Here is a 12,983-nt window from a genome sequence, read left to right on the forward strand (position 1 = left end):
TCACATGTGATTTTTCTACTAATTTTATAATGTAATTTTAATTTATCATTTGGTTATCTATCATTTTCAATAGAATGATTACACAATCCTTATTCAATTTCGGGTATATTCTAGTTACCATAATTAAATTATGTAAATATGTATGTGTAAAAATTGAATTTTACGCGAACTTGTGTTCGTTTATTTTTTCTGTTATAGTATATATGAGGTGATTTTCATGGATTACAGCAAGCAACGTCAAAAATCCGTACATCGTAAGAAATTATACGAAAATCTAAATGAAATGCCCTTTTACATAGAAGAATTTGTGGAGCACAAAGAATTGCATGATGCCTCTCCCTCCACCCTACTGAATTATGTATATGATTTTAGAGTCTTCTTTAATTGGCTATTATCTGAACAAATTATTGAATCAAAACCCATTAAAGACATATCCTTCTCTGATTTGGAGAATTTAAAGAAAAAAGATGTTGAGAACTTTATGAGGTTTCTAAAACTACAACAAAACATGCAGAATTCCTCTGTTAACAGAAAAATTTCAGCCTTAAAATCATTATTTAAGTATCTTACCTCCCTATCAGAGAATGAAGATGGAGAATGTTATTTTTATAGAAATGTAATGGCTAAAATAGAAATACATAAAGATAAAGAAACATTAAATGCTCGTGCAAAACGTATGAGATCTAAAATATTCCATAATGATGACGATCAAGAATTTTTGAATTACGTTAAGTACGAACATGAAAAATCTTTAACAAAACATCAGTTATTCTATTTCCTAAGAGATAAAGATCGTGATGTAGCTATCCTCTCCCTCTTTCTTGGTAGTGGTATTCGTGTAAGTGAATTAGCCGATCTTCGTATGGAGGATATAAACCTAAAAGAAAGACTAATTGATGTAATTCGCAAAGGAAATAAAGAAGACTCAGTATGGATTACCCCAATTGCATTGAATGATATTGAAAAGTATATGGAAATTAGAGATAACAAATACGCTCCAGGGAAAGAATTAAAAAATGTGTTTTTATCGAAGTATAAACATACTGCACAGCCTCTTTCGGTTAGAGCTATCCAGGATATAGTAGAAAAATATACGAAGGCCTATGGCAAAAAAATGTCTCCTCATAAATTAAGACACACACTGGCGAATAAGCTATACATGGAGGAAAAAGACTCGTTACAAGTCATGCAACAACTTGGGCATACCAGTCAAGATACAGCCTTGCTATACACTCAACTTGGAGAAACAACTATCAAAGATAGTTTGGGGCGAATTGGAAAAAATAAAGAATAAAAGTTCAGCGACACATCTATTGCTGAACTTTTATTCTTTTCTCATCATCTTTGATTTTATTATATAAAAAATACATAGTTTAAATTCTACTTTAATTAATATATAAAAATTCCTTTGTTAGAGAGATGAGAAAAACAGAGAAATCTAGATTCTCATATTTGTTGTTTAAATTAAATTATAATATAAATAACACTTGAATAGATAGGAGTTCCCCACTTCTCTTATCTTGTACAATGTAGGGAGACATGAAAATGGATATTAACATTTAAATTCATTTTAATACCCAAAAAGGCAGGCATAAATTTATGCTTGCCTTCCGTTCTCAAAATTAATTACACCTAAAACAACGTGAGATAAAGCAAATCTAAATACTGACTTCTACCCTCTATTTTTTACTTTTCTAAAACAATTTCTGCTATTTTATTAGCATATTTTTTAGAGTCAAATCCATCATAATTACTTAGGACTACAACGGACAAATATTCTTTTGGAAACCGCATAAAGTGTGAACGATAACCCGCCCAACTTCCTGAATGTTCCAAGTACCGATAGTTAAAACTTTCAGCAAGCCTTAGCCCAAAAGCATAATCTTCATTGTCAATAATTGTATCCCCAGTTGGAGAAATTTCCAGACCTATTTCGCTCATTCTTTTAACAAGATTTTTTCCACCAACGTTACCTGTGGTTAAATTTTCTCCCCATTTTACCAGGTCTTCAACTGTTGTATGAACTGCCCCATCCCCTGTATGTTCCCAAGGGCTTTCATAGACCTTATATGCTCCTTGTTCATTCTTTGAATATCCTCTAGCAATTGATATAGTAGTTGGATAGCAATCCACAATTGTTGTGTCTTTCATGTGTAAAGGATCAAAAATACGTTCCTTTGCAAACTGACGTAGAGACTTGCCACTTACCTTCTCTACCACTAGTGACAATAAAAAATATCCTGTATTTCTATACTCAAATTTTGTTCCAACCGGGAACCTTGCAATTTGATGACTTTTAAGTTGTTCTAGCGATTCTTTTACAGTTAATGTGTCCGTATATTTAATATTTGCTGCTTCAGCCAATTCCATATAATCAACTAGTCCACCCGTGTGATGAATTAGATGTTTCAATGTTACAGGTTCAGCATATGCACCTATAGAAGGGACAAATTTTAAAATTGAATCATCTAAACTCAATTTCCTCTCTTGTTCTAAGAGTAATATAGAAAATGCTGTGAATTGTTTAGAAACTGAGGCTATATTAAAAACGGTTTTGGTAGTTATGGGTAGATTTTTCTCTATAGAAGCTAAGCCAACTGCACCTTTATAAGTTACGCCACTATCAAAACTAGAAATATATGTAAATCCAGGAGCTTTTGATGAAAACTTTTTTAATAATTGTTTAATCAATGTATGCGTCTTTTCATTATATGAATTATTCACCTCAATCACATGCCCTTCCCTTTAAATGATTAGAAATATATTAATCTGTTATCTTTTTCATATTGAATCCAGTTAGCCTCCGTATCGGATTATGAAATCCAACAATGGGATGACCATCTTCAGGCTGGTTGTACAGACCTACTTGGATAGTTCAATTTCGGATTATCTTTTGCATCATTCCAATATAATTTAAATTTTAGAATTAGATTACACATTTTAATTTGACTACAATACAAATTAACTGTCATATCGGATGATTGATATAAGGGGCACCATACATGCCCACCAACTTAAGAAAATGAATAACCCCCAAAATGAAAATTTTCTTTCACTACAATTAATTACATAGAGAAGTCAATGTCTTTTTCATTTTAGGAGAGCTTGTTTTGTTAATTCGATATTGATAGGATACAGGTATCATTTCGGAAATTTTGTATACTAAGCGAAATTTAGCCTGAAAAAGTGGGATTTCAGTACGTTAAGTGAAGTGATATTTGATTCTCATAATCCGTATTATCTGGAGTTAATAAAGTCTATTACACTCTCTTCTTTAGGAACGTTCCCATAATATCTTTCTTGAATTTTTCATAATCAAATTGAAAAGCTACATTATGCGTTTTATAGCCTGGATTAGTAACAAAACGAAAGTCTGCAATGCTTTGACCAAATCCTTCTCCTTGATCAGGGATTACTTTAATGGGTACTCTTGAAAGACTAACAGCGTCTTGATTTAGCAAATACCACACTGTTACAAAATCATGCATAGGACTTCCACTTATACCAGGATTAGACTTGGAGTAGAAATTATAATAATAATCTAACATAGGTTTGATGATGAGTCCTGCAAGATCCTGTGTATTCCGATGAAATGCATCGATTTGCTGGACCATTTTGGGTGTAACAATCGCATGTTGAGTTACATTTAAAGGAATAATTGTCAAGCTCTTTGCATGCTGCAGAATTAAATTTGCTGCATAAGGGTCTGCGTAAAAGTTAGCTTCAGCCACAGCAGTTACGTTACCTGGATAGAAAAAAGCTCCCCCCATACAAATGCATTCTCTTACGTTTCGCATTGTTTCTAAATTCAATACAAAAGTCGTAGCTAGCGAAGAAAGTCTTCCTAAATTGATAATTGTAAGATCTTCTAAATTTGATTCTATGATTTGATAAATATCATTTAAAGGATAAACTGGATATGATATTTCAGGGGGAATGATAGGTCCTAATCCAACTTTTCCATGTACCTCAGGGAAATACTGAATCAATATACCTGTCAACGGTACAGAAGCACCCAGGAATACAGGTATCTCTTCTCTTCCTGCAATGTACTTCAAATAGTTAATGTTTCTTATTACATTTTCTCTTGATACATTTCCATAATCGGCTACAATTCCTACAAGTTGAATGTCTTTACGAAAAAAGGTGTACAGTATAGCAAACGCATCATCAATCCCCAAATCTGTGAACAGGAGAACCTTTTTTTGCATTTCTCTTCCTCCAACATTTATAAAATTCTACGCTCACTAATGATATTGTAATCAGACTAAGCTTGTATGTATATATTTTATGTATTCTTAAAGAGTGGATTCTATTCACTTGAAATAGCTTTGCTCATCTAAACTTGATATTATGTTCAAGAGTAAAATACATAAGGGCATTAGAGATATGGAAAGATTCGTTGTTATTAAAGAGTTTACATCGGATTGGGCACTACAATTAGGGCTCACCATATCAAAAAAAAATGTACGTTTAGACATAAAATTGATATATTTTGATTAGTTGCCTGTACGTTAATGAATTAGCTTGTATATATGATGAAATGTACGAGACAGGTGTGATTTTAGGGGAATCCAATATTTTCTATTCAAATATGATAGAATAGAAGTATATTCAAAATGGAGGAATGGCAAATGAACTCAAACACAAAACAGTTTATTTATGATATTCAGCAAAGAAAGAACAATTATATAGAAAATGCTTTAATAGCAATACAACATCCTAAAAAAGAGCAATCTGAACAAGTCATTCAAAATATAGTAGAGAAGATGGATATGATGATTAGTCTAGTTACCACGTACATGAGGATTGAATCAGGATCTACGGAAGAATTAAAAGAACTTCAGAAAGAAATTATCCATGCTCAAGCATATATCCAAAAAAGAAAATTTGAAGAAACACAGAGATAAAACCCTGTGTTTTTATTTGGACGTCTATGAAACCAATTTGTTATAAATCAAATTAGATGTAATTTAATCATTGTTTTGGCATAACCCATACAATTTGTTGAATTCGTACAATATATGGTACCGTGTCTTCAATTAGCAAATGATCTGGTTTCACATCCTTTAACTTTCCTCTTACATTACCTCTTACAGTTTCAATAACCACATGTTTACCAATTACCGATTGTAATGTCTGATATACGTAGGGATTAGGTTCACTTACCATATTTTGTTCACTCAAGTCATTTCCCTCCAAATAACTCAATCTATAAAACTCCTTTCTAACCTACATTCTTTCTCTTAATATATGATATAAATCTTTTAAATATGCTAGAAGGATAATTCATTATAGAAACAAAAATAACATTTTAATAAGGTACATTTAGGTTGTTCTTTTCAAGATATGTGTCATTTTAAATACGCCCTTTGTTAGCATACTGCTCATACTTTTTTTGAGATTCTTTTGTAATACGTGCGTTGAGTAAAATTGCCAACAATAAAAACACTCCATATTTTCCTCCTGTAGCTCCTATGATAATCACACTACTACAAACAAGTACAATTAATAGGATAAACGAAACTAAATAAATACGATTATAATCCTTTGACATCTTCTCGTATTTTATGCGTTCTTTCCTTGCATCCATCTAAATTCCTCCTTTAAATTATCCATTTCAGCATAAGATAAATCCCGCTCTTAAAAGAAAACAATCTATCGTTTCAAATACTTAGTTTGTTTTTTGATCAACTAATGTATATAAAATAAAAAGAAATCCTACCAATATTAAGCTTTCCACTATGATAATCCCGACCCTCTCCTTCCTTTGAACCCCATCACATCAGATGGAATATATGTATATCCTGTTATTAGCCGTAGCAAACAAAAAGGATCTTCCTTTCTCGTAAAGGCTGATCCTTTTCTTCGTTCATTCAATTATTTTTAGCTATTCTTGATTAATTAGAATCACAGCAGGTCCATCTACACGAATTCCACCAACTTCGATTTTTTCATAAGGCTCAACTGTAATAGAAATAATCCCTTCTCGCTTCTTTAATTCATTACTTAATTCTTTTGTTAACATTTTTTTCATGTGTGTACTCCTTCTTACTGCTTCATTTACTATTGTTATGTAAATAAGATTAAAAATGGTTTCCTGGTCTGGAAACCATTTTTTTGTAGTTGACCATATGGTGTTACCAGTTCGTTTATCAATTTTACGTAAAGAAGATAAACAATTACTATTCACTGTCTCAGTAGATATAAGGAACTCTTAAAGAGATAGCGGTGAGGTTGATTGTTTTTTCTTCTAGAAATAATGACTTAGATAATATATTTTACCTAAAACAATGAAAGCCCTACCTCTCTTCCATCCTTACGGATCCTTGTCCGTGCCAGTGTGAATCAGGATTGCAAAAATCAAGTGACTATTTAATCGAGTTATTTGATGAAACTTTGAACGTTCGTAAAAGAAACTTAATAATAAAAATGGATAAGATTGAAGTAATAACAAAAGAGGTTCCTACTCTAAAAGTGAGTTGAAGAAGTTGAATGTCTTTGAAATGATTTATTTTTAATAATCATCATATTCCCGAAAAATTCAGGATATTTTCGGGGGATTTAATACATTATCTATAATGAATCTTAACAGAAACTTTTTATTTGATTTTCAGTGATCCCTTTAATTAATCCTAGTTCACTAATCAAAAATTCATGTGCGTTATCCAACATTTTTTTTTCGCTTGTATTCAGTGCCTTTTCTTTCTTCATACGCATTAAATCACGTACAACTTCAGCACCTTCTTGTATTTCACCCGTTTTTATTTTGTCCGTGTTCACTTTATACCTTTGTTTCCACGGCAATGATTTATCTGATTCTCCATGCTGAAAAATGTGTATAATGTGTTTTAATTCAAGTATATCAGTAACTGGGCGTATACTCGAACTTAGTATTTTACCCATAGGAATCATGACTTGCATATTACTGATTGACATTTTTATAACATAATACTGTTGTTTTTTTCCTGAGAATTCTTTTTCTTCTATGGCTTCAATTATACCTGCTCCGTGCATTGGATAAACAATGTTATCGCCAATTTGAAACATATAATCCACCTCCATATATGGTAACCTTCTTAAGCTTAACATATATGTGATTTTTTATCAAATATTTTATAATATCACATATTTATTTTTGGTGTCAATTACTTTTTCTTTAGAAATAAAATTAAATAAAAACAACACAAAAACAATAGCGAGCGTGTTAGATTTCCAATAAAGGGAAGGGGAATTTCCCCGCGTATATTCTAAAACTTCTACTCATTAACGTAGATCAGTTTTCCCATGAAAACGACCAAATCGATCCCGTATTTTTTTCAATCTTATGTGGTACTCCAAAATCTCAATTCTTGCTTTTTCAGCTAAAGGCGCAATTGGTCGTAAGTCTTTTAACCCCCAATAATCAACCACTACATCAAGTACTTGATCAAAATATTGTAGTGGTCCATAATTCGCTTCTTTTGCAATCACAGCCATTCTATTTTCAAAATCAGGCATGACAGCACCTGGCATTTTAAAATTCTTAATCACATTGGCAATATGATAGCAATAATTAGGTTCCAATTCTAAATGTGTTCGAATCACGTCTCGATAAAACGCATAATGAAGAGTTTCATCTTTTGCAAGACGGCGTAATAATGTAGCAAGATCTGGATCATGCTTACTTGCAACCTTAGCAACATTATTGTAAAACACCATCGTTGCAAGTTCTTGTAGCGTCGTATACGTCATGGCTTCGATTGGTGTATGAAAATCTGGCTCAAATCCACTCTCAACGACTGACTTTCTTAATTCATGTATTCTTTTAGGATTCACACTTCGAGTGAGTAATAAATATGTCTCCAATAAATTCGAATGTTGATCCTCTTCTGAAGTCCATGTGTGAATAAAGTCCGTAATAACAGAAAGGGATCCTTTAAAAGTTGCAGATAAATACGTGGTAAACCATGGTAAATTCACTTCTGTTAATAAAGCTGTTTCAATGGCTATAATTACACCAGAAGGAAGAGTAACTTGACTTTCATCCCAAGGAACTCTTTTAAAGTCCATCCCCTTATCCCATGGTAAAAACTCATGATAACCCCAGTCTATCTTCTGAGCTCTTATTTTATGTTGTTCATACAGTTCTTTTAAACGTGGTTCTAATCGGAAATCTAAATCATTTGTTAGCATCTATAAGTGCCCCCTTTTCTTATCATCTAAATAGTCATTCTATTTTTACTCTTAAAATTTTCTACAAATAAATATTACGTTCCTTTTTTAAAGTCAAACATAATAAATTTGTAACAAAATTCTTTAAGAGCGCTATATTTTTATAGGATTTTTTTATATCAAAAGGGGGACCGTTACATATATTTTCTTTTTTATAAAATAGATACTAAGGCATACAATATGTTAGTTAGCCTTAATAAAAAAACTAACCCCAGTAAATACAGAATAACTTTCATGGCTGAAGATTCTCGTCATGTTGTAAATCTTGGTGAGTGTAAAAAGATGCATGCCTATAAAGAATCGTTTTATAATAAAGATTGATAGTATTTTATACACACTATCAACTTATTTAGATGTAAGATCCAATATATTAGATTAAGCGCTTGAAAAACAAATACAGTTGATGAGATAGCTTTAAACGACAATTCCTAACAAGATCAATGTACATTGGCTATGGATGAGTTAGACCAAATTTTGTGAAACGGTATAACAACACAAAGGGAAGAGGCGATAAACATGCAGTCAACGGAAGCGCATATGAAGGAAAAACAACGTAGAGAAAAAATAGAAATTATATTTAGTCACATGGTAAAAGGAGAGAGTTATTTTCACGGCTCTTCCTATCAATGGAAAAACATTGTATATCAAAATTATAATAGAATACAGCAAAAAGAGTTGGAAGTTGAACAACTCATTTCGATAATGGAAAAAGCAGGGGTTCATTTTACGCAGCATCGTTCACTCATACACTATCCCGTCATTGATTTTGTAAAATATATAGCTAAGATTTATAAGGAGCCCCTCGAAATACAGTAATCATATTTAAAATAAACCTTTATAAAAGGTTTATTTTCGAAGATTTTTAACTAAAACCCCAAAAAACTCATTGTAATATTCTTTTTATTCACAATACTATTCATTTTTGTTATAATATCAACCATAACGTATTATATTCGTTTGTATATCTTTATATTTTGGAATTTTATTACACAAAAAGACAACTCTTAATTGGAGTTGTCTTTTATTTTTTTTGATATACATAATACTATTCTGATGCAAAACTTCAAGATTCTTACAACCCGAGAAAAAGTAGAATTTCTCATAATAGAGATGCTACTTTATTTCCTCATATTCCTTCATTATTTTATAAAACGTAATTTTCTTTAGCTCTAGCATTTCCATAATAGCTGTGGATAGCGATGGGGATAGCATCAATTGCTCATCAACTTAAGAGTTTGAAAGTACCCCATACCCATCAAGCTAAGATTCTAAAGTACCCCCAATCGAAAAATTTACTTATATGAAGATCTAGCTTATTTTGTACATCTAGCGGTTTATTCATTGGTCCTTATCTTACATTTGTATATAAATAAAGTAAGTTCCATACAAAAACACCTCTAATTCCCATTATGTATAGAAAATCAGAGGTGTTTTTCAGTATATAAAACTTCGATTGTTATATCATCACTTATTTTTTGAATAACGGTGCTATTTTGTCAATGCGGTTTGTCCAAATTCCACCTGTATAATCGTCAGGAAGGCGTTTTATATCTTCAGACGAATCAAATCCACTTGAAAACCCAAGCCCATTCCCTCCTACAACGATAACTCGAGTATCTGCTTTATCCATTCGATTCAGAAAACGATTTGGCCATCCCCAAAGCCAAGGAGCTACTTTATCTGGTATATGTAACTCTCCATGCTCCATGCTTGAAGGTATGTAGCCAGTCCATCCTATCGCAAGATAAGTCAGAAGATCCTTTTTCATGGTTGCTTTTGACATTGTTCGTAAACTAGGGAGACGATCTTTTATCGCAGCAATGGGTTTATCGCCGCCATATACAGTTAGTTGATCAAGGCGTTTCGCTGGAAGTTTCTTGAGGTAAGAAACCAATTGGATTCCCTCATTTTCATCATCACTTTTAATATGAATAAGAAAAGAACGACCTGGAAAATGGTTAAGTACTTCATCAAGTGTTGGCATAAGATTAATCCCTTTACCACGAAATGGGAACGTTTTCCCCCCATCAGCTGTATAACCGTAACCAATATCAAGTGCTTGTAATTCTTTTGTTGTAAAATCTCTTGTAACACCTTTTCCATTAGTACGGCAATCAAGAGTCCAGTCATGAAAAATAACAAAATTTTCATCTTTAGTTGGTTGAACATCAAACTCTACTAGATCTGCTCCAGCTTTAAATGCCGCTTCCATAGATGGAATTGTATTTTCTAAATAAGGATGTTCAGGTTTATGTATATTTTCTGCTGTACATGTATCCCCCTCAATCCCTTCCATGCTAAAAGTCTGCGAAAGTCCTCGGTGAGCAAGAAGAATAGGAGTCTCTTCGTCCCTCTTAACAAAAAAAAGAACTGTTATTTACATAAACAAATACGAATAGGATAAGAATTATCCAAATCGTTTTACGTTTTAGTAACCTTTTTATTTTATTCATTGTATTCTCCTCTTAAATATTGGTTAAAATGATTTAAATAATGTTCTTTATTTAAATACTTGTAAATGTTATAACCTATCTTATTCTTTTGAAATGGATAGGATTGGTAATTGCATGTTGGTACTTTGATATAAATTAGGAGCGACAGAAAGTATTTCGTAACTAGTATCCTAGCATAATTTTAAAAATGCCCCCCCTCTAGATTATAATGGGACCGTACGCCTAATTATTATAAACAGGCTTTCTATATGCTAACCTTCTCTACCGCTATTATTTGACGATACTAAGGCTTCCACATTGCTTCTTTTACTGCAATCTTGATATCGTTATCACTTACAATACCTCCTGCAACTGCTTCAGTAGCTGCTGCGAACATTCCATCTATCATAACGCTTGCACGTACAACAATTGTTCCAAGTCCTAGCTCTGGGAAAAAGAAAGCACCCGAATTATCCTTCCATTTTACATACTTTTCTAAACTTTATGGAAATAAAAGGAATAAACTAGCTGTTAAATTGGATGCTGGATATAAGAGATATTCCAAGGGTACTCCATTTTAGTTTCCAAGGAAACTAAAATGGAGTATAATTATATACGTACAATAAATATCGTTTACAAATTTATTATTGTACACATTTTTGCATTAGCTCTTAATTACGAAAATAAATGGAGGGCATGAAATGGAAAATTATTATGATGTAGCGGTAATTGGTGGTGGTCCAGTTGGACTTATGACAGCATGTGAATTAGCTATTCAAGGCGTAAAAGTTGTCGTTTTAGAGAGATGGTTAAATCGGATACGAAATTCTAGAGCACTCACACTTCACCCCCGCTCCTTAGAATTAATGGCTATGAGAGGTATTGAAAATCGATTTTTATCTAAAGGGAAGAAATCAGATACAAGCCATTTTGCTGCCCTAGATACAAGATTAAACTTTAAAAATTTAGATACTGATTTTCCATATACGCTTTTTATTCCCCAATCTATTACAGAAGAAATATTAGAAGAGCGTGCATTGGAATTAGGTGTAGACATTAAACGTGGTCATACTTTAAAAAATTTAAAACAGTATGATACATTCGTACAACTAGAAATAGAGCAAAGAGAAACAATATATAAAATAGAAGTTCCATATGTAGTAGGCGCTGATGGAGCAAGAAGCGTAATTCGTGAGTTATCACATATACCGTTTAATGGAACAGATACAACAACTACTGCTATATTAGGCGATGTCATTTTAGAAGATGTACCAGATAACCCATTTTTATCTACATCTAATATAAATGGGATCATAATGATGGTACCTATTGCACCTAATGTATTTCGTATTGCAATTGTAGATCCTAAGAATCAGACAATACCTGTTCATGTTGCTGTCACACAAAAAGAGCTTATAGATAGTATTTATAGGATTACAGGTGAACATATTCGAATTAAGAGTTCAATATGGCTTTCTCGTTTTGGAAATGCAACCAAACTAGCAAATACTTATCAACATAAGCGTGTATTCTTGGCAGGAGATGCAGCCCATATTCATTTCCCTGCTGGCGGACAAGGTTTGAATGTAGGATTACAAGATGCTTTTAATTTAGGATGGAAATTGGGACTGGCTATAAAACATAAAAAATATGAAAATCTATTAGGAAGTTATCATATTGAACGACATGATGTAGGAAAACAATTTTTCAAGGAAGTACAAGCGCAAGAACAATTAATGATAAACTTTTCAAATGCAGGTATGGAATTAAGAGAGTTATTCTCTCATGTACTAACATACCCAGAGGTGAATCAAGATTTAGCTGAAAGAGTAAGTGGCTTGGGAGTTATATATTCTTCTATGTATACTAAAGAAAGGCATCCATTGACAGGGAAAAGATGTACAAATCTTACTATTTCTTCTCAAAATAAGAAAACTTATAAACTCTTTGAATTGATGCAAGATGGTAAATATATTTTATTAATACATCCGTCTTATAAAAAAGAAATAGATAAAATGAACATTGATTCGCACACAAAGGTGGTTGTAGGAGAAATACAGGATTCTCAGTTAAAAAATATAGATGTCATTTTAATTCGCCCCGATGGTCACATAGCTTACATTGAGTATGACAAAAGAGATAAATGCAAAAAATTGCAAATTAAATTGAATAATTTTTAAAAAATCCTATTTATTAGCATGAATTTAGAGGTTTCTAGTATGAACTTTAAAACACTAGAATTTATAATGGCCCCCACAACTATTGATATGATCCCCTCATAGTAGACAGTAGAAAGAAAGCACATTAATCTGTTTACGTATGGGGGGATTTTGTATG

General features: G+C 32.3%; 11 protein-coding genes and 2 pseudogenes. 4 read left to right on the forward strand and 9 right to left on the reverse strand.

The genetic code is table 11. From position 1 onward, the window contains the following. The first annotated feature begins 217 nt into the window (after nt 1-217). A complete protein-coding gene (gene xerS / locus G9F74_RS26895; RefSeq protein WP_165406339.1) occupies nt 218-1,294 on the forward strand; it encodes a tyrosine recombinase XerS in 1,077 nt (358 codons plus the stop codon). 392 nt (nt 1,295-1,686) lie between these two features. On the opposite strand, the gene G9F74_RS26900 is transcribed toward xerS, so the two are convergent. After that, nucleotides 1,687-2,724, reverse strand: a complete 1,038-nt coding sequence (locus G9F74_RS26900) for a serine hydrolase domain-containing protein (protein WP_165406341.1) — start codon at nt 2,722-2,724, stop codon at nt 1,687-1,689. A gap of 536 nt (nt 2,725-3,260) precedes the next feature. Next, entirely contained in the window at nt 3,261-4,211 is a 951-nt protein-coding gene (locus tag G9F74_RS26905; RefSeq protein WP_016107168.1) for a nucleoside hydrolase, read from the reverse strand. 423 nt (nt 4,212-4,634) lie between these two features. On the opposite strand from G9F74_RS26905, the gene G9F74_RS26910 reads away from it, so the two are divergent. Continuing rightward, the gene (locus tag G9F74_RS26910) at nt 4,635-4,910 is read left to right on the forward strand and encodes a hypothetical protein (protein ID WP_001087712.1); all 276 of its coding nucleotides are present in this window, start codon (nt 4,635-4,637) and stop codon (nt 4,908-4,910) included. A 67-nt stretch (nt 4,911-4,977) separates the two neighbouring features. On the opposite strand, the gene G9F74_RS26915 is transcribed toward G9F74_RS26910, so the two are convergent. From G9F74_RS26915 to G9F74_RS26935, 5 genes are all read right to left on the reverse strand, one after another. Further along, nucleotides 4,978-5,211, reverse strand: coding sequence for a YuzF family protein (locus G9F74_RS26915; RefSeq protein ID WP_016107169.1), 234 nt, complete (start codon nt 5,209-5,211; stop codon nt 4,978-4,980). 148 nt (nt 5,212-5,359) lie between these two features. After that, nucleotides 5,360-5,593 carry a hypothetical protein gene (locus G9F74_RS26920; RefSeq protein ID WP_016107170.1) on the reverse strand — a complete coding sequence of 78 codons (234 nt, stop codon included), beginning with the start codon at nt 5,591-5,593 and terminating at the stop codon, nt 5,360-5,362. Nucleotides 5,594-5,890: 297 nt separating this feature from the next. Continuing rightward, on the reverse strand, nt 5,891-6,037 hold the full coding sequence (locus tag G9F74_RS26925; protein ID WP_000738547.1) for a BC1881 family protein: 147 nt from the start codon (nt 6,035-6,037) through the stop codon (nt 5,891-5,893). Nucleotides 6,038-6,588: 551 nt separating this feature from the next. Next, nucleotides 6,589-7,050 (reverse strand): CarD family transcriptional regulator, encoded by a 462-nt coding sequence (locus tag G9F74_RS26930; RefSeq protein ID WP_016107171.1) that lies wholly within the window; start codon nt 7,048-7,050, stop codon nt 6,589-6,591. A 216-nt stretch (nt 7,051-7,266) separates the two neighbouring features. After that, nucleotides 7,267-8,175, reverse strand: a complete 909-nt coding sequence (locus G9F74_RS26935) for an acyl-ACP desaturase (RefSeq protein WP_016107172.1) — start codon at nt 8,173-8,175, stop codon at nt 7,267-7,269. A 555-nt stretch (nt 8,176-8,730) separates the two neighbouring features. Between G9F74_RS26935 and G9F74_RS26940 the strand changes: the two genes are divergently transcribed. Beyond that, on the forward strand, nt 8,731-9,030 hold the full coding sequence (locus G9F74_RS26940; protein ID WP_016107174.1) for a hypothetical protein: 300 nt from the start codon (nt 8,731-8,733) through the stop codon (nt 9,028-9,030). Between the two features lie 652 nt (nt 9,031-9,682). On the opposite strand, the pseudogene G9F74_RS26945 reads toward G9F74_RS26940, so the two are convergent. Both G9F74_RS26945 and G9F74_RS26950 read right to left on the reverse strand, forming a co-directional pair. Next, a pseudogene (locus tag G9F74_RS26945) lies at nt 9,683-10,667 on the reverse strand (glycerophosphodiester phosphodiesterase family protein). Nucleotides 10,668-10,950: 283 nt separating this feature from the next. Further along, nucleotides 10,951-11,118: pseudogene (locus G9F74_RS26950) on the reverse strand (malic enzyme-like NAD(P)-binding protein); the annotation flags it as partial. Between the two features lie 229 nt (nt 11,119-11,347). On the opposite strand from G9F74_RS26950, the gene G9F74_RS26955 reads away from it, so the two are divergent. Beyond that, complete coding sequence (locus tag G9F74_RS26955; RefSeq protein ID WP_165406340.1) at nt 11,348-12,826, forward strand: FAD-dependent oxidoreductase; 1,479 nt, start codon at nt 11,348-11,350, stop codon at nt 12,824-12,826. The last annotated feature ends 157 nt before the right edge of the window (nt 12,827-12,983 follow it).

The organism is Bacillus sp. EKM202B (genome assembly GCF_011066025.1).
Lineage (GTDB): Bacteria > Bacillota > Bacilli > Bacillales > Bacillaceae_G > Bacillus_A > Bacillus_A toyonensis.

Coding starts and splice junctions, on each gene's coding strand:
- xerS (WP_165406339.1), top strand. CDS start 218: ATGGATTACAGCAAGCAACGTCAAAAATCCGTACATCGTAAGAAATTA.
- G9F74_RS26905 (WP_016107168.1), bottom strand. CDS start 4,211: ATGCAAAAAAAGGTTCTCCTGTTCACAGATTTGGGGATTGATGATGCG.
- G9F74_RS26910 (WP_001087712.1), top strand. CDS start 4,635: ATGAACTCAAACACAAAACAGTTTATTTATGATATTCAGCAAAGAAAG.
- G9F74_RS26920 (WP_016107170.1), bottom strand. CDS start 5,593: ATGGATGCAAGGAAAGAACGCATAAAATACGAGAAGATGTCAAAGGAT.
- G9F74_RS26925 (WP_000738547.1), bottom strand. CDS start 6,037: ATGAAAAAAATGTTAACAAAAGAATTAAGTAATGAATTAAAGAAGCGA.
- G9F74_RS26930 (WP_016107171.1), bottom strand. CDS start 7,050: ATGTTTCAAATTGGCGATAACATTGTTTATCCAATGCACGGAGCAGGT.
- G9F74_RS26935 (WP_016107172.1), bottom strand. CDS start 8,175: ATGCTAACAAATGATTTAGATTTCCGATTAGAACCACGTTTAAAAGAA.
- G9F74_RS26940 (WP_016107174.1), top strand. CDS start 8,731: ATGCAGTCAACGGAAGCGCATATGAAGGAAAAACAACGTAGAGAAAAA.
- G9F74_RS26955 (WP_165406340.1), top strand. CDS start 11,348: ATGGAAAATTATTATGATGTAGCGGTAATTGGTGGTGGTCCAGTTGGA.